Source organism: Streptomyces sp. NPDC005803 (assembly GCF_040630435.1).
Lineage (GTDB): Bacteria > Actinomycetota > Actinomycetes > Streptomycetales > Streptomycetaceae > Streptomyces.
This window is the reverse complement of sequence record NZ_JBEXXO010000010.1, coordinates 201707-220484: the sequence shown is the minus strand read 5'-3', so window position 1 is coordinate 220484 and position 18778 is coordinate 201707. Positions and strand designations below refer to the sequence as shown.

Below are 18778 nucleotides of genomic sequence, written 5' to 3'. Positions count from 1 at the left end.
CCCCAGGTGTCCGGCGCGCTGCCGCTCGTGCGGTACGGGCGAGCGCGGGTGCCGTCCGGCCGGCGCGGGTTCCGCGCTCGGCCGGACGCTCAGGCGGCTGTCGCGACGAGGCGTCGCAGTGCGGCCTGGGCGGGCGGGCCCCAGGTGGGCTTTCCGCCGGGGCGGCCGTGGACGCCGGCGTCCGCGATGAGGACGCCGCTCAGGGCCTGCCGCACGGCCCAGCCGCGGGCGCGGCGCCGGGTCGCCGCGTCCGCGGCCGGCCGGTAGGCGTCGTGGAAGCGCTCGACTCCGTCGTCCGGCAGCAGCACCCAGGCGGCGGCGAGGTCGCAGGCCGGGTCTCCCGAGCAGAGATCACCGAAGTCGATGACGCCGCAGAGGGTGCCGTCCGCGGTGAGGACGTTGGCCGGATGCAGGTCACCGTGGAGCCACAGCGCCGGGCCGGTCCACTCGGGCGCGGTGACGGCGTCCTCCCAGACCGCGCGGACGGCGTCCGGGTCGGGGACCAGCCCCTGTCGCGCGGCCGAGGCGAGCGTCCCGAGGAGTTCGCCGGAGAGGCCGGACAGCGACCCGCCGCGACCGAAACGGCCGACGGGCGCCGCGTCAGGGGCGGGGAGGTGAAGAGCCGTCAGGAAGCCGGCCAGGGCGTCCGCCGCGTCCGTGGCCTCGGTGGCGGGAGCGCGGTCGGCAGGCTCACCCGGCACCCAGGTGGTGACGATCCAGGGCCGCGGGAACCGCTCGGAGGGCTCACCGAGGCGCTGCGGGACGGGCACCGGGAGCGGAAGGGCGGGGGCGAGAACCGGAAGCCAGGTGTGTTCCTCGCGCAGCAGGGCGTCGGCCGACCGCGTCGCCCAGGGAAGCCGGACAGCGAGGTCGTCGCCCAGCCTCCACACCTGGTTGTCCCAGCCGCGCGCGCCGAGCCGCACAGGGTGACCGGCCAGGTCGGGGTGCTGGTCGCGCAGCAGTTCCCGTACCAGTTCCGCGGTGATCTCGGTCTCGGTGGTGCCGGTGTGCGTCATGCGGCCCCACCGTAGCCGGGCCCGCCGGCCGTCTTCCGCCCGGTGGCGGGATCCGGTCGCGGGAGCTCCCGGGAACGGCTTACGGGGCCGGCCGGTCGCACCGGCCGGCCCCGTAGGCCCGTGTGTCGGGGTCAGCTCCCGCGGATCAGCCGTCGGAATCCGACGACGGGATGAAGGCGCCCGGTACGTCCTCGGGGGCGAAGATCTTCCGCTCGCCGGGGTAGGGCTGCTTCCAGTTGTGCGTCTCGTACCACGTGAAGTGGTTCATCTGCGCGGGGTTCGCGTAGTCGGGCACGGCATGGGGGCCGCTCAGCCGCTGCCGCGACTTCCAGTCGCTCCACCGCGCCGCGAGCGGCCGCATGTCCGCAGGGACCTTCGCCGCCGGGACGGCCGCGGCACGGGGGTTCTGGGGTGCCGGTGTGTCGAGGCCGCAGGCGGGCGGGGTCGCCAGTCCGTCGGTCAGCGGGGTCCGGTTGGCGAGGGCGTCGAAGGGCGTGAGGTCCGCCTTCTTGGTGAACGCCGCGGTCATCGGGGTGGCGGCGCTGTCCTTCTGGTTCATCGGGTGGATCCCGAGGATCTGCTCGATGGTCCGGATCATCGTGATCTGGGTGTAGTAGTGGCTGTCGACGACTCCGCGCCGGGCGTAGGGGCTGATGATCTGGACGGGGGCCCGGTGGCCGTCGACGTGGTCGAGGCCGGCCTGGGAGTCGTCCTCGACGACGAAGATCGCGGAGTCCTTCCAGTACGGGCTGTGGGAGATCTCGTCGACCATCCTGCCGACCGCGAGGTCGTTGTCGGCCACCTGGGCGGCCGCGTTGGCCGGGCCGCCGGTGTGGTCGCTGGACAGCCAGAACATGTTGAGGTTCGCGGGCCCGTTCTTCTCGAAGTCCTGCTTCCAGATCCCGTACCGGTAGACATCGGGGACACTGGTGTCGAACTTCGGGAAGCCGTGCACCGACACGCCGTTGAGCGACGGGATCGGGGAGGACGAGACCATCGGGTAGGCGGTCCCCTGCCCCGTCGCCTCCATGTTCTTGCTGTCGCAGTACAGGTTCTGCCAGCTCGAACCCGCCGGCTTGGTCAGGAACTGCTGGAACTCGCCGAAGTTCCGCACGGACTTGCCTGCGGCCTGCGCACCGGTCCAGATGAAGCCGGTCCGCTGGTGACCGAGGGCGTCGTCCTCGGTGTCGTAGCTGCGCAGGTACTCACCGGCGGAGGACTCCGTGTACTCGGGGTTGTCGGCCTGCATCAGCCAGTTGTGGCCCTCGGCGGAGTTCGTGCCGATGTCGTAGGTGTTGTCGTAGAGGCCGAACTGCCGCGCGAGCGCGTGCTGGTTCGGTGTGACGTTCTCCCCGAACTGCGTCAGCGACGGGTCGCCGTTGCCCTGGGGGATGTCACCGAGGACCTGGTCGTAGGTCCGGTTCTCCTTGACGATCATGAACACGTGCTTGATCGTCGAGGGATCGCCGAGCCGCGCGGGCACCGGCACCGGCTTCGCCTTGCTTCTGCCCTGGGCGACCTTGACCGAGCCGTGGGTCCAGCCGTTCTGCTGGAAGACCGTGCCCGTCCGGGACGTGACGGTCTTGTCGTCGGGCAGTGTGAACCGGGTGAGGCTCGACGTCGTGTCGTGGGTGGCGTGCCCGGCGCCGGTGGTGGGCCGGCGTGCGTCGATGCCGCGGGTGTGGGAGACGAGCACCTGATCGCCCACGGTGGCGATCTCCGCGGGGAAGTAGTCCGTCGGAAGCAGGCCGACGTAAGCGACCGGCTCCTGCGGGCTCGTGTACCGGTAGACGGCGACCGCGTTCGCCCGGCCGAGCGTCACCAGCAGGTGGCCGTCGTCGGTGAGCGTCACGGCGTCGGGCTCGTAACCCACCGACGCCTCGGGCCACGGCCGGGTGGCGATGGTCTGCACGACCTTGTCGTCGGCGGTCCTGATGACCGACACGTCGTTGGTGGCCGTGTTGGTGACGAACAGCGCCCCCTTCTTGGCGTACATCGCCGTCGGGTGCAGCCCGACGCCTATGCTGGTGACGGCGGCGGCCGGCTTCTCCAGGTCGATGACGCTGACCGTGCCGGTGGTGGTGGCCGCGGTCACCGGGTCGGCCGGAACCGGCGTGTTGTAGCTGTTGATCGTGGTCTCGCCGGGCTTCGCCGGGCGTCCGCCCTCGTTGCTGACATAGAGCTTGCCGCCGACCTGGACCATGTCGCGCGGCGCAATGCCCACGGCCCAGCTCTGCTTGACGGCCCCGGTCGCCGCGTCGATGGCGACCACCCGGTTCTGGCCGTTGAGCGCGCCGTACACGGTGGTGCCGTCCGGCGAGAACACCGCCTCGCCCGCAAGCGCGTGTCGGGGCCCGTCCGCCGGGATCGTGACGGACGTCGGCTCGGCGACGCCGCCGTCCGGATTCACCCGGAACCGGGTGTAGCCGTCGGGCTGGCCCAGCCACAGCTGCCGGCCGTCGGGCGAGTACGTGGGGCCCTCCTGGCCGACCGAGTTGCTGGCGATGCGTGGAGTCGACGACGCCGCGTTGCTGACGAGTTGCTGCACCTTCCAGCTTTTCAGGTCCACGATCGACAGCGCGGCACCGCCGTCGGTGACCGACGCCGCGAGGTGGGTGCCGTCCGGGCTGACCGAGGACGACATGATCTTGCCGTTGTTGATCACCAGGCGCTCGCCGTAGGGGGCGATGTGCTGGTCGCTGGAGATGACCTGGCCCTGACGGGTGGTCTGGCCCACCTGTTCGACGCCGAACTGCTGTGTCTTCGCGAAGGCGGTTCCGGCGGCAGCGACGGCGACGGCCGTGATGCCTGCCGTGACCAGGGGGATCCTGCCGACGCGTCTGCCGCGAAGGCCGGAACGGTCCCTCTCGGCACGCCTGCGGCGTGTTACCTGCATGGGGTCATCCCTTCGTCGTACCGAGCAGTTCGACATTGCCGTCGAACTGCCAGAGCGGGTTCGGTGTGTCCCCGGCGGAGGTCCGTACCAGGAAGTAGCCGTTCACTTCCTTCGGGCCGTCGCCGTCGGCCATGAAACGGCCGTCCGGGGTCACATCGAGTTGGTAGACCGCCGTCCCGGTGGCCGCGACGTCGGGGAGGTGCCAGGAGACGACGCAGCGCCAGTCGTTGCCCGCCCCCTGCGCGCCGTCCGACACGTCGCCCTTGGTGCAGGCGGCCGTGGCCCGCAACCGCTCCTCGGTGACGTCCGGCCGGTGGAGCCAGCCCGCCTGCTGGCGGTACAGGTGGGCGAACGCCGTGGCCACGGAGCGCTGCACCTTGTTCTGCTCGATCCCGGAGCCGCCGGCCGAGGTCGTCCCGGCGACCACCCCGACCGTGGCGGCGAGCAGTGCGGCGAGGGGCAGGGCCCCGGCGGTGATCGCGAGGCGGGGCGAGGCCCCGTCCGTCAGATTGGTGAAGTCGCGGCGCATGAACAGCAGATACGCCAGAGCCGTCGCGGTCACGGCCCAGACGAGGCTGACCACCGTCCCGGTCACGAGCGGGCCGAGCTGTCCGGGGCTCGTGAAAAGACCGTTCCACGCGGTGAACGCGTAGCCGGGCAGGGCGAGACGCACCGCGACGGGCAGCGGCAGCATCTGGACGAGTTGCATCGCGAGCGCGACGAGCGCGGGCAGCAGAAGCCCCATCGGGGAGCGTCCCAGCGTGACGGAGCCCAGGAGCCCGATGGCGGCGAGGGCCAGCGTCGGAGCGAGGACGCAGACCCAGGCGAGCAGCACCCTCGCCGCGGCGTCCCCGGCGCTCAGCAGGTGGCCGTCGAGGCCGACCAGCGGCCGGTTGCCGACCGCCATGACCCCGCCGGCCGCGCTGGAGCAGACGAGCCCGGCCACGAGAAGGAGGATCACGGTGAGACTGGCCAGCGCCTTCGCCACGAAGATCCGCCGAGGAGACCGGACGGCCACCAGCAGGTGGCGCCAGGTGCCGAGCCGGTCCTCGGAGGCGAACACGTCGCCCGCGACGAGCGAGGTCAGCAGCGGGAGCGCCCAGGTGCCCGCGAATCCGAGCACCACCAGCGGACCGGCCCACCCGGTGGCGTGCATCCAGCGGCCGAACAAAGTGTCGACGGGGAGGCTGCTCTGCCGGCTCACCGCAGCCACGAAGAGCGCCGGGGCGATCCAGCAGGCGAGGATCACCAGGCGGATCCGCCACTGCGAGAGGAGCTTGACCAGTTCGAAGCGGTAGACGCGCGCCAACGGGACCGCGCGTGCGGGGGCGTTGCGGACGGGTGCTGCGGTCGCGCTCGGGGTGGCGGTCGCGGCTGCGGTCATCGGACGGTCTCCTGCTGCTCGGTGAGGGCCAGGAAGGCGGCCTCGAGCGGTGACACCACAGGGGCCAGCTCGCGCAGGGCGATGCCCGCGTGCACAAGTCGCACCACCAGTTCGTCGAGGGCGGGTACCAGGGTGCGTACGGCGAACCCCTCTTCGTCGGGGCGGGTCGTGCCGTCGTCGACGACCTGGATTCCCGTCGTGCCCGCGGCGAGTTCACGGGCGGCCCTGGGGTCGGAGGTGAGCACCCGGTACTCGAGCTCGCGGTTCTCGGCGGCCAGTCGGCTCAGCGGGCCGGAGAAGACGACGCGTCCCGTGGCGAGGATGGTGACCCGGGAGCACAGTGCCTCCAGGTCATCCATGCGGTGGCTCGAGAGCACGACGCCGGTGCCCTCGGCCGCGAGGCGGCTCAGGACTCCGTGAATGTGCTTCTTCCCGGCCGGGTCGAGGCCGTTGGAGGGCTCGTCGAGCACAAGAAGCCGGGGCTTGGTGAGGAGCGCGGCGGCGAGACCGAGCCTCTGACGCATACCGAGGGAGAAGCCGCGGGCCCGGTCGTCGGCGACATCCGTGAGGCCGACCTGGCCGAGCGCGTCGTCGATCCCCACGGCCGGCGCGTCGCGGCCGCGCAGGGCGGCCAGCGCGGCCAGGTTCTGCCGTGCGGTGAGCGAGGGGTAGAGCCCCGGCCCGTCCACGAACCCGGCGACCCCCTCGGGAGCGACGAGGGCGCGTCCGACCGGCGTACCCAGTATCTCGAGCCGGCCGCCGTCGGCGGCGGCGAGACCCAGCAGGAGGCCGAGCAGCGTCGTCTTCCCGGCGCCGTTGGGCCCGGCCAAGCCGTGGACCTGTCCCTGCGCCACATCCAGATCGACGCCGTCGAGAGCGATGACATCACCGAAGCGTTTGGTGATCCCGCGAGCCCGGATGGCGGGGAGAGTGTCCATGAGTCCCTTCCTGGAATGACCACGAGGGACACTAGGGGCGGCACATACCCCTGCCAGGGGCGGCGAGTTGAACGGCCGGGAAACGACGGAAGACCGGCGTCGGCCACGCCGGCGACTTCCCTCCGTTTGTCCAGTTCATGCACATCGGCCGGTGGCCGGACGAGGTGGCGCGGCGACGGCGCCCCGCACCCGAGGCGCCGCTCTTCGCCATGAGCATCGGGGAGCATCGGGCTCGCTCATCGCCGCACGCCGAGGCGGCCGACGACCGGCCGACCGGGCACCGCGGACGGCTGGCCGCCGGGGACTGCGCACGACCGGCTCGGCGGAAGCCGTCACGGCCACCCGGGAAGCCGCTGCGGGCAGGGGCGGGGACGCCAAGGGGCGGGGCGCTCCATGACCGAGTTACCGGCTGGGCTGGTCGACGAGCTGATCCTGCGCCAGGACGCGCCTCCCGCAGGGGATCGGCCGGCGCTCACCTTCGCCGCCTGCCCTGCCACGCACGCGACTCACTTGCCCGGTCGGTCCGGAGGCACGCGGCTCCTGCCCGGTGCCGTCCGGGCCCGCCCGGCTCACCTGCCCGTTCGGTCCGGACCCGCGCGGCTCCTGCCGGGTGCCGTCCAGGCCCACGCGGCTCACTTGCCCAGTCCGACCCTGACCAACGCGGCCGCCAGCCTCGGAAGGTCGTCGTCGTCGACGAGGCGGGCGAGCCCGTCGGGTGTCTTCGGGAGCCCCAGTCCGGCGGCGGCATCCCGGGCCCGGGCGTCGAACGCCGGGCGGAGCTCCGGCCAGATGCCCTGCGCCTCACGGCTGAAGATGTCCGCCCCCACGGGCCCGATCCGAGGGAACTCCCGCAGCAGTGCGCGGATCCGCTCCGGATCTCCTCCGGCCTCCTCGCGCAGCCGCCGCAGGTCCCCGCGATACCGGTCGAGCAGGAGTTCCGCCCCCTCACCGAGCGCGGTGGCCGTGCTCTCGTCGTAGCGGCGGTAGTGGGCGCGGCCCAGGGCATCCACCCGGTCCTGCCAGGACGCCTTCAGCATCGCTCGCGGCGTGCGCATCCCCGCTCCGGACAACTCCCGGGCCGCCGCGACGGCGATGTCGGCCTTGATGCGGACGGACAGCAGCACACAGAGCGTGAGCAACCGGTAGAGCGGGGCCGGGGTGTCACCGAGCCGGATTCCCGCTTCCTCAGCGTACGTTCGCCCGTGCTCCTCCAACAGACGCTGCACCGTCACCTGCCGGGACATGGGGTACCTCCGATGAAGCCACCAGGCGGCGCGGCCGGCGTCGCGCGGGTCCGCCACCGGGAGAGCAGTCGTCACGGGGCTGTGTCGTTCGCCGGGGCCGCCGACCGGCCTTAATTTTACTCGTTCGGCGTGCACCACACCCCTTCGCGTACCCGGAACTCCCCCGCGCGAGCCCTGCGGCCGTGTCACCCGAGCGGACGGCCCGATGGGCGCCCGCATGACCGCGGTGCCATGTTTCGGACGTGGACGAGTGGCAACCCGCATGTACGGCGGCTTGGCATCACCGCCGCCCGTGACCGTGTGCCCTTGAACGCGCATAACAGGATGAAACGAACATCAGAAGGAGAGCGCCATGCCGGCAGGATCCAGCCCCAAGCGCGAGCGTCAGTACGAGCACGTCAAGGAGAGCGCGGAGAAGCGCGGCGCGTCGGAGGAGCGCGCGAAGGAGATGGCCGCCCGTACCGTCAACAAGGAGCGCGCCCGCTCGGGTGAGGCCAAGACGGCGAGCAAGACGTCCACGGGCGACCCGAAGTCGGCCTCCCAGCGCGGCGGGGAGCGCTCGCACAAGGGCGCTCAGGGACGCACCAGGGACCAGTTGTACGAAGAGGCCAAGAAGAAGAACGTGCAGGGCCGCTCGACGATGAACAAGGAGCAGCTCCTCAAAGCGGTGAGCCGCTGAGCCACCGGGCGCGCCGCTCACCTCTTTGAATAGTGGGTCGTCAGAAGGACCCCCGGTCCGGCGCGGTCGCCTCAGGGCGGGGTTCGTTCCCACCGGGCGAGGTACGTTCCCACCAGAGGCGGGGTACGTTCCGCCGGGCTGGGTTCCTTCCACCGGGCCGGGTACGTTCCCACCAGAGGCAAGGTTCGTTCCCACCGGGAAGCCACCCTCGCGGCACGGCACGCGGTTCGACCTGCACGTCTCGGACCCGCGCCTCGACGGCTGTGCCACCGGACGGCTCGCAGGATCTGATCAGTGCGAGGCCGGCCGCCCGGGAGCGCCAGCGGCGGGCCCGCGCTACGGCTGGGAGGCGAGGTGCTGTTCCGCCGCCAGCACCGCGTCGTGCACGCCGGTCCTGCCCAGCAGCACACACAGCGTGTAGGCGGCGTCGTCCAGTGCCTGCCGCGCCCGCATGTCGGACGGAGCGGCGGTCAGCCGGGACTGGCAACCGCGGAACTCCGCCAGAACCTCCGCCGTCCGGGCACGGCTCGGCATCAGTCCGACGCAGGCCGCCCGGGCCGACACGGTGCGGGCCGCCGCGACGGCGCGGTGCAGTGCCCGCTCCACGTGCGCCGGCATGGCGACACCCCGCGCGTGGGCGGCCATGGCGGCCGCCACCTCGGCCGACGTGATGCCCGCCGTCTTCGCCGCCGCGCCCAGTACCCGCCTGGCGTCCCGGGCCGAGCACGGAGTCACGACCATGACGGTGCCCACCGCCCACGCGGCCCTGGGCTCGTCGATAGGCGGCTGTGCGGTGGACGCGGCCCCTTCCGACGCGGCCCCTTCGGGCGACGGGCTCCTGCTGCCGGAGTCGGGGGTGCGGGGAGTACGAGCAGACATCATCAGGGCCATTTCTCGACGAGGCGACGGAGAGTTCCGCGACGACCGGCGGGGAGCCTGCCGGTCTTCGTCCGCCCCCGTGTGCTCATTTCCGAAAACATGACATCCGGAGCAGAAGTGCGCCTGCGGGCCACGCCGCTCGGGTGACCGCCGGGCCCCGGTGGGTGGACGGAGGTGGAGGGCGGCACCCGGGACGACGTGGGGGGCGGTCGTCCCTGAGGCCTCGGTCAGCCGCCCGCGACGGCTGCTCCGGCAACGATGAGGCGACGCTCCGTGTCCGCAGGTGAATGTGCGGTGCGCGGGACGCGGCCCGAGTGCGCGGAAGTTCCGCCCGTGCGCACAGTTGGAGGGGAGAGCCACCGGTCAGGCGACTGCGGCAAGGGAAGCGAGGACGGTCCGCGGGTTCGAGTGGGCTGTTTCCGCCTCCACTTTCCTCCGCCCCCACCCTAGGAGTCTTCGATGCCGGCCCTCGGAACGACGATGCCGGAGACCGGCGCGCCCTGCTGGGTGAGCCTGGTGACGCCCGACCCCGACGCGGCCCGGTCCTTCTACGCGCGGGTGATGGGATGGGAATTCCGCGACAGTTCCCTCGGGCGCGACTTCTCGGTCGCCGTGGCGGAGGGCGAGCCGGTCGCAGGGATGGGGTACTGCCACAGCCAGGGTCTTCCCGCCCGCTGGACGCCGTACTTCGCCGTGGCCGACGCCGACGAGACCGCGGACCGTGTCAGGGAGCGGGGCGCCACGCTCGCCGTCGGTCCCGCGCGGCTGGGCGGTGGGCGTGCCGCCCTCGCCGCCGACCGTGACGGGGCGGCTTTCGGATTCTGGGAGGGCCCCGCCCTCGCCTGGACGGTGGGGCAGGGCAGTGCCCCCGCACGCCTGGACCTCATGACGCGCCACGCGTTCGAGGCGGCCATCTTCTACGCCGAGATCTTCGACTGGGCGAAGTCGAGCGGCGGATGCACCGTGGACTACGCGCAGGATCACGTCGTGGTGCAGGTGGCCGGTCACACCGTGGCCACGTTGCGGGGCGGCGGCATCGAATCGGCCCCGGACCCGACGATGCGGCCGAGGTGGGTCGTGGACTTCCACGTGGCGGACAGCCGCGCGACCGCGGAGGCAGCCGACGCGGCGGGCGGCGTGGCCTCGCCCGCCCCTCCCCCGCTCGGCTGCTCGAAGGACGCCTACATCATCCGCGATCCGAGCGGCGCCCTGTTCACCGTCTCCGGCGCCGCCTCCGTCCCCGGCGCCGTCCGGGGCGGCGCCGCCTCGGTCCCGGGCGCCGTGACATGATGCCGGAGCCCCGCTGAGCTGCGGCCGGCTCGCCCCGACTGCCGTCGCAGTCAGCGGTCGGCGCTGACAGCCGCAGAGCTGACGGGCGAAGCGCCTGCGCACGCGGTCAGGAGCCCTCGGGCGGGTAGACCAGGTGCCCGTTCCGGATTTCCGCGTGCTCGTTCAGGACCGCCGGCTTCGCCGTCGTCGGGGACATGATGTGCACGACCTCCGCGCCCGCGACGATCAGTGCGTCGGTGATCAGTCTGCGGTGACAGCGCCACGGGACGGCTTCGCTGCACATGATCGCCGGCCGTTCGCGCGCGGCCACGTCCAGCAACTCGTGCAGCCCGCGCTCGAAGTCGTCGCTCGCCATGTAGTCGGCGTAGTCACGAAAGGCCTTGACCCGCCATGCCCCGTTCACGCTCGGCACGCCTTTGGGCGTGTGCCGTCGACCGCCCAGCTCACGAATCCACCGGTACGCGATGCCGGGAGGCAGGGCGTCCATGATCTCCTGCTGGTTCCACTGCGGGAACTTCCGCGACGAGGGGAACGAGCGGACGTCGACCAGACAGCTGATCTCGTTGGTCCGCAACAGCTCCAGCATGTCGTCGAACGCGCGGGTCGAATGGCCCACCGTGCAGATGCGGTTCGTCATGCTGCCGCCTCACTCGCCGTTCATCCCGCCGGACGGACCTGTCGCTCGGCCACGGACCCACGGACCGGAGTACGGCGCGCCCGGTCCCTGACCCGTCGGTCGGACACCGCCTCATGGCCGCTCCTGGAGACTCTCGCACGTAAACGCCCCGCACGGCGTGCGAAACCGGGGCGATTCTCCCCGTCCTCTCCACCCGCGAGGCCGACGGCGACCGGCCCCGCTCTCCGTGCCGGCCCTATCCTGTGCCCTGATCCCGGTCGTCTTTCCCTGGAGGCCACGACCGTCGCATACGAGCCGCCCACCGCTCCGGAACGGGGTCGATCATGTCCAGCACCGAGGACTACCCGGAATCGGCCGCCGCCGATTCCCGCACGTTGGCAGATCTGGATGCCCGGCTGGTGTCGTGCCGCGCCTGCCCGCGTCTCGTCGCCTGGCGCGAGGAGACCGCTCTCACCAAACGCGCCGCGTTCCGTGACTGGGAGTACTGGGGACGCCCGGTGCCCGGGTTCGGCCCGGCGACCGCCCCCCTCGTGATCACGGGACTGGCCCCCGCCGCGCACGGCGCGAACCGCACCGGCCGGATGTTCACCGGTGACCAGGCCGGTGACCTGCTGTTCGCGACGCTCCACGAGATCGGCCTCGCCTCCCGGCCCACGGCGACGCATCTGAACGACGGACTGGAGCTCTACGGGGTCAGAGTGACCTCGCCCGTCCACTGCGCACCGCCCGCCAATCTCCCCACGACCGGGGAACGCGACACCTGCCGCCCCTGGCTGGCCCGGGAGTTGCGGCTGCTGCGGCCGACGGCTCGCTCCGTCGTCGTGTTGGGCGGCTTCGGCTGGCAAGCCGCCCTGCCGGCCCTGCGGCAGGCGGGCTGGGACCTGCCCCGCCCGCGTCCGCCGTTCGGCCACGGCGTACGGACGGCCTTGGCGTCCACGGACGGTGGCACTGTCCCGTTGACGGTCTTCGGCTGTTACCACGTGAGCCGGCGGAACGTGTCCACCGGCCGCCTCACCCCGGCCATGCTGCGCGAGGTGCTCGTGGAGGCCGCGCTCACGGCCGGGCTCCCGGTCGTACGACCGGGGGCGGGGTGACCGGAGCCGTACGGCCGGTCCGGCGCCCTCGCAGCGGGAGAGCGCGCGTCCCCGTGCGGGTCCCGCTGACGCGCGCCCTGCGCACCTCGGGTGGACGAGCGCCACCACGTGTGCGGCGGCGGCGCCCGGGCACCTGATCGATATTGGATGCACTGCGGTCGCGCAGTGCGCGCCCGCCGCCCGGACGAGGAGACAGCTGCTGTGACACATCCCGCCGCATCTGAGGAGCCCGGAAACAGGGGAAGCGGCATCGGCGGTGCAGACGGCGGGCCGGCCCCCCGTCGGGGCCGTGAGGGCCCTGACCGGCGCGGCGGGCCGCACGACGAGGCGGCAGCGCCGGGTGATTCCGGGGTCGGCGTCCTGACGACGGCCGTCCCGGCGCGGCTGGACCGGCTTCCCTGGTCACGCTGGCACTGGATGATCGTCATCGGCCTCGGCACGGTGTGGATCCTCGACGGGCTGGAAGTGACGACCGTCGGCAACATCGCGAGCCGGCTGTCGGAGGACGGCTCGGGCCTGGCCATCACGTCCGCCCAGGTCACGGGCCTGGCGGCGGCCCTCTACGTCGCGGGTGCCTGCGCGGGCGCGCTCGTCTTCGGCTGGCTGACCGACCGGTACGGACGCAAGAAGCTGTTCATGGTGACTCTCGCGGTGTACCTGGCCGCGACCGCGATGACCGCCCTGTCCTTCAGCGCGTGGTGGTTCTTCCTCTTCCGCTTCCTCACCGGATTCGGCATCGGCGGGGAGTACGCGGCCATCAACTCGGCGATCGACGAGCTGATCCCCTCGAAGTACCGGGGCCGGGTCGATCTCATCATCAACGGCAGCTACTGGCTGGGCGCGGTCGGCGGCGCGCTGCTGTCGATCGTCATGCTGAACACGGACTACTTCCCGAAGGACCTGGGCTGGCGGCTCACCTTCGCCCTGGGCGTCGTCCTGGGCCTCGTGATCCTGCTGGTACGGCGGCACGTGCCGGAGAGTCCGCGGTGGCAGTTCATCCACGGGCGCGGGGAGGAGGCCGACCAGCTCGTCGACTCCGTCGAGCGGGAGATCGAGGAGGAGAAGCACGAGAAGCTGCCGCCCCCGGCCGGTGAGATCACGATCCACCAGCGCAAGAGCATCGGCTTCGGGCTCATCGCGAAGACCGTCTTCCGCAGCTACCCCAAGCGCGCGGTCCTCGGCCTGTCCCTGTTCATCGGGCAGGCGTTCCTCTACAACGCGATCACCTTCGGTTTCGGCGCGATCCTCACGACGTTCTTCGACGTCGAGAGCGGCCACACCGGCTACTACTTCGCGGTGATCGCGGCCGGCAACTTCGTCGGCCCGCTCGTGCTCGGCAAGCTGTTCGACACGATCGGGCGGCGCGTCATGATCGCCGCCACGTACATCCTGCCGGGCATCCTGCTCTTTATCACGGCCTGGCTCTTCGACCGGGGCTCGCTCACCGCCAACACCCTCACCGCCTGCTGGTGCGTCGTGCTGTTCTTCGCCTCGGCGGGAGCGAGCAGCGCCTACCTGACCGTCTCCGAGGTCTTCCCGATGGAGACCAGGGCCATGGCCATCGCCTTCTTCTACGCGATCGGCACGGCGGTCGGCGGGATCAGCGGCCCGCTCATCTTCGCCGACCTCACCGAATCGGGCGTGCCGGGCGACACGGCCCTCGCCTTCTGCATCGGCGCCGGGCTGATGTGCGCGGCAGGCATCGTCGCGGCCTTCCTCGCGGTCAACGCCGAGCAGCGCTCCCTGGAGGACATCGCGAGGCCGCTCTCCCAGACGGAGTGAGACCGGCGGCCGCGGCGACGAGGCGGGGCTACGTCGAGGCGGACCCCCGGTGTGCGGCCGGTGGAGCGGCCTCGTGCGGCGTTCTCACGAGGCCGCTCCACCGGCCGTCAGCTCACGGAGACGTACGGCCTCATTCCGCGCCGGCGATCCCGGCGATGAGGATGTCGAGCCGTTCCTCCTGTCCCTCCGGCGGGATACGGCCGCTGTCCGACAGGACGGCCATGCCGTGCAGGGCGCTCCAGACGACTTCGGCGAACAGTTCGCGGCGCTCGTCGCCGCGGGGAAAGCAGTCGGCGAGCGCGTCGAAAGCGGCCCGCAGCGGGGGCGGCGTATCGGCGCTCGCGAACTTCAGGTCGGTGGGCAGCATGAACATGGCCTGGTACAGGGCGGGGCGCTCGGTCGCGAACGCCAGGTAGGCGCGGCAGACGGCGCGCAGGGCCCCTCCCGGTTCGGGGGCGGCCTGCCGTGCGCTGCTGAGATGGGCGGCGAGCTCGCCGAATCCGTCCACGGCGACGGCGCTCACGATCGCGTCCTTGCCGTTGAAGTGGCTGTACAGCACCGGCTGGCTGTACTCGACCCGTTCGGCCAGGCGACGGGTCGTCACCGCCTCCCAGCCTTCGGCCTCCGCGAGTTCCCGCGCGGCGGTGATGATCAGCTGATGTCGGTGGGCGCGTTCACGTGCGCGGCGCTCGCTGATGACGGACATGACCGCATCATAGCAACGCTAGACATCCTGCCAGGGACAGAGAATCCTCCCCCTGTCGTCACCGCGCCACCGGGGAAAGGGGGACGGTCACCGGAAGCGGGCCCGATCACCGTAAGAGGCGACGCCCCGCTCGCCCGGCCGGTCGACGCCTACGGAATCCGCCTCTGCGACGCCGGATGCCGACCTGCGTGCGGGGGCGTATGGTCCGCATATGGGCGTTTGTTGGCGTGCCTGGTGTCCGGCAGCCCTGCCCGTGCGCGACGGGCACGGCGCCCTCTTCTGGTTCCCTGAACCCAGCCGACCGGCCCGGTCCGCGCGCCCGCAGGCCGCCGACGCCGCCCGAGAGGACAGGGCCGACCCGCGCCGTTCACCCCGGCCCGCCGGCACGCGCGCGCGCACCGCCGCGAGGGGGCATGCCTCGTCGAGGCGTCAGCAGGCCTCGACGAGCGAGCCCGGGCGGGCGACGCCGCAGCTGTGGACGCAGGGGGGTCGCTGATGGAAACCGCTATGGCAGCCGTGATCCGCGAAGCCGGCGCGTTCGGAGGGCTGCTGTACGTGCTCGTTCCCGGCGACAACGCGTTGTGGCTGACCATGGCGGCCGGGGTCCCGCAAGCGATGGCAGCTCCGTGGAGGCGGGTGGGGCTGACCGATGCGATGCCGGTGGCCGATGCCGTGCGCGAGGGGGATCTGATCTGGATCGCCGGTCAGGAGGAGATGGCACGCCGCTACCCCCGCCCCGCGCTCGTACTGCCGTACGACTTCGCGCTGTCCGCCGCCCCGGTGGCCGCCGGGCCCGAGGTCGAGGGCGGCCTGGTCCTCCTGTTTCCCGGGACGCATCCCCCGCACCTGAGCGCCGAAGAACGCGACGCCATCGAGTCGGGCTGCCGGCGCCTGGGCCGTCTCCTGCGGGAGGCGACGGACCGCGGTGATCCGCCGCGGCCCGCCGACCGCCCGCTGACACTGCCACCGCCGGCCGGACGCACCCCCTCCCCCGGCGAGGCGTCAGAGCTGTCCGCGTTCGTCGACCGGCTGCCGGGCGGGTCCTGCGCGCTGGACATGCACGGCCGCATCACCTTCATCACCCCGGCCGCCGCCGCGCTCCTCGGCGCCGATGTGACCACCCTGCTGGGCGCGCTGCCGTGGGAGGCGCTGCCCTGGATGGACACCCCCCACGTCGAGGACCGCTACCGGGCGGCGTTGGTCAGCCGCCGGCCTCAGTCGTTCACCACTCTTCGCCCCCCGGACGTGTGGCTGGCATTCGAGCTGTACCCGGACCCTTCCGGCATCAGTGTCCGCATCACGCTCAGCGACCCGGCAGGGAGTCCGGCCTCGCCCCCGCGCGTACAGACCGCGGGCCCCAGCCGCGCCACCGTGCTCTATCACCTGATGCACCTGGCCGGCACCCTGACCGAGGCCGTCGGCGTGCAGGACGTGGTCGAGCAGACCGCGGACCAGCTGCTGCCCGCTCTGGACGCACAGGCCATGGTGCTCATGACCGCGGAGAACGGCCGCTTGAAGCTCGTCGGGCAGCGGGGCTACCCCGCCGCCATCGTGGACCGCTTGGACGCGATCCCGCTGAACTCCCATGTCCCCGGCAGCGAGGTCCTGACCACCGGGGTCCCGGGCTTCTTCACGACCTTCGACGAACTCCAGCGCGCCTACCCGTCGACCCGGCACGAGGACGGGATGGCCTCATGGGCCTTCCTGCCGCTGATCGCGTCCGGCCGCCCCATCGGCTCCCTCCTCCTCGCCTACGCGCAGACACACGTGTTCCCGCCCGGCGAACGCGCGGTTCTCACCTCCCTGGCCGGTCTCGTCGGGCAGGCCCTGGACCGCGCCATCCTGTACGACTCCAAACACCACCTGGCCCACCGCCTGCAGTCCGCCCTGCTGCCGCACACGCTCCCCCGGGTCCCCGGCCTGAGGGTCGCCGCCCGCTACCTGCCCGCCGCCCGGGGCCTGGGCATCGGCGGTGACTTCTACGACCTCATCCGCCTCGACGAGCACACGGTCGGCGCCACCATCGGCGACGTGCAGGGACACAACGTCGACGCCGCCGCTCTCATGGGCCAGGTCCGTACCGCGGTGCACGCCCACGCCACCGTGGGCGCGTCCCCCGACGTCGTCCTGGCCGGCACCAACCGCCTGCTCACCGACCTCGACCCGGACCTCTTCACGAGTTGCGTCTACGTCCACCTCGACCTCGCCCGTCACCGGGGCTGCCTCGCCACGGCGGGCCACCCCCCGCCCCTCCTCCGGCATGCCGACGGGCGCATTGAACTCCTCCGCGTCCCACCCGGCCTCCTGCTCGGCATCCAGTCGGACGCGAAATACGCGGCACAGGAGTTCCCGCTGCCGCCCGGCTGCGTGCTCGCCCTCTACACCGACGGGCTCGTCGAAGCTCCCGGAGTCGACATCGAGGACGCCACGGCCGCCCTCGCCGGACTCCTTGAGCACGGGGATCCGGCCGACCTCGACGGCATGGCCGACACCCTCGTCCGGCACGCACCCACCCCGGGGGACGACATCGCCCTGCTGCTCGTCAGCCCGGGTGAATGACGCGGGACGGGTATCCCGTGCGGGTCCGGCCGGCGCGAGCGCGGAAAGGTGTCGGAGGCGGGGGTCGAGGGTACCGGTGAGCAGTCGGCGCACGGGACGGATGGACACCCACCTGGCCGAGCGAGTCACAGAGGAAGAGGAAAGGAACCACTCATGAGCCGCGACGGGAACCACGCTCCGCACGACGCCGCCCCCCGCACCGCCGGAGAAGAGGTGGCCGAGGAGGCGAAGCGGGCGGCACGGAAAGTCCGCCCCGGCGACCACGAGGACAGCGAGCACGGTGAGGGCGACGCGCTGACACCGAACACCGAGGCGCAGGAGTCCGCGTCGGACGAGCACTGAGTGGGCGTGTGACAGTCCGGGCCGAAGCTGCGGCGCCCTGGTGCGGGCGTGGGGGCGCATCGGATCCCGCGTCCGGGTCCCTCACCTCGCATGGGCGGCGAAGAACGTGCCGGACAGATGCCGGCCGGCGGCCGTCAGTGTTCAGTCCGAGGAAAGCGCTTCGAGCAGAGCGCCGACCTCCGACGCCGGCAGGGAGCGCGCGACGTCGGCCTGGGCGACCATGCCGACGAGCACATGCCCGTCGATGACGGGCAGCCGCCGCACCTTGTGGGAACTCATCGTGCGCAGGATCTCCTGGGCCTCGTCGTCGGCTCCGATGGTCACGGCCTCGCCCTGCGCCAGCTCACCGGCGGTCGTACTCGCCGGGTCCCGGTCGGCGGCCAGCACCTTGATCACTATGTCGCGGTCGGTGATCACGCCCTTGAGCCGCTCGTCCTTGCCGCAGACCGGCAGGGCGCCGACTTTGAGGTCCGCCATCTTGTGGGCGACGGTCCGTATCGAGTCGTCGACGCCGGCGCATTCCGCGCCGGGGGTCATGATCTCTCGTGCGGTGGCCATGAGGTCCTCCTCCTGTCGGTCCGCGAACCGGCTGTTCGCTGATCACTCCGTACGCTGCCGGGCCGGCCCGGACACGGTGGTCCCGTCCTGTGTCCTCGGTCGCGGACACCGCATGCCTGCGGTGCCCTCGGCGCCTCCCGTCCCAACGGCTCACGGTCGCGTTGGGTACCCCTCCTCGCCGAGCCCATGCGGAACCGGAGCGCGCAATCGGCCCGCGCTTCCCGGAGGTCGCTGTTTGGAAGACCCGCGCAGGGGGACCCAAGGAGGTGGCCGGCCGCGGGAACAGGGATGCAGGGGTGCTCGCCGCGGCCGGCAGCCGGCGCCGTGAGCGTGCCAGGTGGTGAGAAAGGGTGTGGTCTCCATGGACACGAAGGGACGACATGTCGGCTGGGCGGCCCGGACCCATGCCGGCGGCGCCCGCAGACTGGCCCGGGTCTCCGTGGGTGTGGCGGCCGTCGTGCTCGTGGCGGGCGTCCTGCGGGGCCGCCGCTCCCACACGCGGGAGGACCGCGTGCCGACGCGCCCTCGGCGCCGGACGCGGCGCTGGGAGCATTTCGGGGAGACCGGCGCGAGGCAGGCGGACGGCTTCGGGGCTGAGGGCGAGCGGCTGACCGCACACGACCTCAAGGGATACGGGAACTTCGGCACCCGTCCCGCGCCTCCCGGGAGGGGGGACCGAAACGAGGGCGATGACACGGGTGGCTTCGGCAGCGGGGGTCCGGGGGCGTGACCGTGTCCACGGCGCGACCGGCGTCCACGGTGACGGACGCCGGC

General features: G+C 72.2%; 16 protein-coding genes. 7 read left to right on the top strand and 9 right to left on the bottom strand.

The features are described 5' to 3' along the window. Window positions 1-89: 89 nt before the first annotated feature. The 5 genes from ABZ454_RS16890 to ABZ454_RS16870 all read right to left on the bottom strand — a co-directional run bounded on the left by ABZ454_RS16890 (window position 90) and on the right by ABZ454_RS16870 (window position 7478). Complete coding sequence (locus ABZ454_RS16890; protein ID WP_359538671.1) at window positions 90-1016, bottom strand: aminoglycoside phosphotransferase family protein; 927 nt, start codon at window positions 1014-1016, stop codon at window positions 90-92. A 145-nt stretch (window positions 1017-1161) separates the two neighbouring features. Continuing rightward, complete coding sequence (locus ABZ454_RS16885; RefSeq protein WP_359538669.1) at window positions 1162-3912, bottom strand: alkaline phosphatase family protein; 2751 nt, start codon at window positions 3910-3912, stop codon at window positions 1162-1164. Window positions 3913-3916: 4 nt separating this feature from the next. Next, window positions 3917-5296 carry an ABC transporter permease gene (locus ABZ454_RS16880; RefSeq protein WP_359538666.1) on the bottom strand — a complete coding sequence of 460 codons (1380 nt, stop codon included), beginning with the start codon at window positions 5294-5296 and terminating at the stop codon, window positions 3917-3919. After that, complete coding sequence (locus tag ABZ454_RS16875) at window positions 5293-6234, bottom strand: ABC transporter ATP-binding protein (protein ID WP_359538664.1); 942 nt, start codon at window positions 6232-6234, stop codon at window positions 5293-5295. Before ABZ454_RS16875 ends, ABZ454_RS16880 begins: the two co-directional genes overlap by 4 nt. Before the next feature lie 632 nt (window positions 6235-6866). Next, window positions 6867-7478: an endonuclease gene (locus ABZ454_RS16870; protein WP_359538663.1), complete on the bottom strand. Its 612-nt coding sequence runs from the start codon at window positions 7476-7478 to the stop codon at window positions 6867-6869. A 352-nt stretch (window positions 7479-7830) separates the two neighbouring features. Between ABZ454_RS16870 and ABZ454_RS16865 the strand changes: the two genes are divergently transcribed. Next, window positions 7831-8157, top strand: a complete 327-nt coding sequence (locus tag ABZ454_RS16865; RefSeq protein WP_359538662.1) for a plasmid stabilization protein — start codon at window positions 7831-7833, stop codon at window positions 8155-8157. A gap of 336 nt (window positions 8158-8493) precedes the next feature. Here the strand turns inward: ABZ454_RS16865 and ABZ454_RS16860 are convergent, their stop codons facing one another. Beyond that, a complete protein-coding gene (locus ABZ454_RS16860; RefSeq protein ID WP_359538661.1) occupies window positions 8494-8892 on the bottom strand; it encodes a DUF5133 domain-containing protein in 399 nt (132 codons plus the stop codon). A 603-nt stretch (window positions 8893-9495) separates the two neighbouring features. Between ABZ454_RS16860 and ABZ454_RS16855 the strand changes: the two genes are divergently transcribed. Then, window positions 9496-10326 carry a VOC family protein gene (locus ABZ454_RS16855; protein WP_359538659.1) on the top strand — a complete coding sequence of 277 codons (831 nt, stop codon included), beginning with the start codon at window positions 9496-9498 and terminating at the stop codon, window positions 10324-10326. Window positions 10327-10432: 106 nt separating this feature from the next. Here the strand turns inward: ABZ454_RS16855 and ABZ454_RS16850 are convergent, their stop codons facing one another. Continuing rightward, the gene (locus tag ABZ454_RS16850) at window positions 10433-10963 is read right to left on the bottom strand and encodes a DUF488 domain-containing protein (RefSeq protein ID WP_359538657.1); all 531 of its coding nucleotides are present in this window, start codon (window positions 10961-10963) and stop codon (window positions 10433-10435) included. Between the two features lie 323 nt (window positions 10964-11286). Between ABZ454_RS16850 and ABZ454_RS16845 the strand changes: the two genes are divergently transcribed. Together ABZ454_RS16845 and ABZ454_RS16840 are read left to right on the top strand one after the other, a co-directional pair. Further along, entirely contained in the window at window positions 11287-12057 is a 771-nt protein-coding gene (locus ABZ454_RS16845) for a uracil-DNA glycosylase (protein WP_359538655.1), read from the top strand. Between the two features lie 360 nt (window positions 12058-12417). Then, the gene (locus ABZ454_RS16840; RefSeq protein WP_356322578.1) at window positions 12418-13839 is read left to right on the top strand and encodes an MFS transporter; all 1422 of its coding nucleotides are present in this window, start codon (window positions 12418-12420) and stop codon (window positions 13837-13839) included. 130 nt (window positions 13840-13969) lie between these two features. Here ABZ454_RS16840 and ABZ454_RS16835 read toward each other — a convergent pair whose 3' ends face one another. After that, window positions 13970-14545 (bottom strand): TetR/AcrR family transcriptional regulator, encoded by a 576-nt coding sequence (locus tag ABZ454_RS16835; protein WP_359538653.1) that lies wholly within the window; start codon window positions 14543-14545, stop codon window positions 13970-13972. Window positions 14546-15040: 495 nt separating this feature from the next. Between ABZ454_RS16835 and ABZ454_RS16830 the strand changes: the two genes are divergently transcribed. Then, complete coding sequence (locus ABZ454_RS16830) at window positions 15041-17104, top strand: SpoIIE family protein phosphatase (protein WP_359538652.1); 2064 nt, start codon at window positions 15041-15043, stop codon at window positions 17102-17104. A 153-nt stretch (window positions 17105-17257) separates the two neighbouring features. Continuing rightward, a complete protein-coding gene (locus ABZ454_RS16825) occupies window positions 17258-17446 on the top strand; it encodes a hypothetical protein (protein WP_356322573.1) in 189 nt (62 codons plus the stop codon). A gap of 141 nt (window positions 17447-17587) precedes the next feature. Here ABZ454_RS16825 and ABZ454_RS16820 read toward each other — a convergent pair whose 3' ends face one another. Further along, window positions 17588-18004: a CBS domain-containing protein gene (locus tag ABZ454_RS16820; protein WP_359538649.1), complete on the bottom strand. Its 417-nt coding sequence runs from the start codon at window positions 18002-18004 to the stop codon at window positions 17588-17590. A gap of 361 nt (window positions 18005-18365) precedes the next feature. Here ABZ454_RS16820 and ABZ454_RS16815 point away from each other — a divergent pair, with 361 nt between their 5' ends. Next, window positions 18366-18734 (top strand): DUF6479 family protein, encoded by a 369-nt coding sequence (locus ABZ454_RS16815; protein WP_356322575.1) that lies wholly within the window; start codon window positions 18366-18368, stop codon window positions 18732-18734. The last annotated feature ends 44 nt before the right edge of the window (window positions 18735-18778 follow it).

Bases quoted from the DNA above. Each gene is read 5' to 3' on its own strand.
- ABZ454_RS16885 (WP_359538669.1), bottom strand. From the start codon at position 3,912: ATGCAGGTAACACGCCGCAGGCGTGCCGAGAGGGACCGTTCCGGCCTT.
- ABZ454_RS16875 (WP_359538664.1), bottom strand. From the start codon at position 6,234: ATGGACACTCTCCCCGCCATCCGGGCTCGCGGGATCACCAAACGCTTC.
- ABZ454_RS16850 (WP_359538657.1), bottom strand. From the start codon at position 10,963: ATGACGAACCGCATCTGCACGGTGGGCCATTCGACCCGCGCGTTCGAC.
- ABZ454_RS16880 (WP_359538666.1), bottom strand. From the start codon at position 5,296: ATGACCGCAGCCGCGACCGCCACCCCGAGCGCGACCGCAGCACCCGTC.
- ABZ454_RS16890 (WP_359538671.1), bottom strand. From the start codon at position 1,016: ATGACGCACACCGGCACCACCGAGACCGAGATCACCGCGGAACTGGTA.
- ABZ454_RS16820 (WP_359538649.1), bottom strand. From the start codon at position 18,004: ATGGCCACCGCACGAGAGATCATGACCCCCGGCGCGGAATGCGCCGGC.
- ABZ454_RS16830 (WP_359538652.1), top strand. From the start codon at position 15,041: ATGGAAACCGCTATGGCAGCCGTGATCCGCGAAGCCGGCGCGTTCGGA.
- ABZ454_RS16845 (WP_359538655.1), top strand. From the start codon at position 11,287: ATGTCCAGCACCGAGGACTACCCGGAATCGGCCGCCGCCGATTCCCGC.
- ABZ454_RS16855 (WP_359538659.1), top strand. From the start codon at position 9,496: ATGCCGGCCCTCGGAACGACGATGCCGGAGACCGGCGCGCCCTGCTGG.
- ABZ454_RS16835 (WP_359538653.1), bottom strand. From the start codon at position 14,545: ATGTCCGTCATCAGCGAGCGCCGCGCACGTGAACGCGCCCACCGACAT.
- ABZ454_RS16825 (WP_356322573.1), top strand. From the start codon at position 17,258: ATGAGCCGCGACGGGAACCACGCTCCGCACGACGCCGCCCCCCGCACC.
- ABZ454_RS16815 (WP_356322575.1), top strand. From the start codon at position 18,366: ATGGACACGAAGGGACGACATGTCGGCTGGGCGGCCCGGACCCATGCC.
- ABZ454_RS16870 (WP_359538663.1), bottom strand. From the start codon at position 7,478: ATGTCCCGGCAGGTGACGGTGCAGCGTCTGTTGGAGGAGCACGGGCGA.
- ABZ454_RS16865 (WP_359538662.1), top strand. From the start codon at position 7,831: ATGCCGGCAGGATCCAGCCCCAAGCGCGAGCGTCAGTACGAGCACGTC.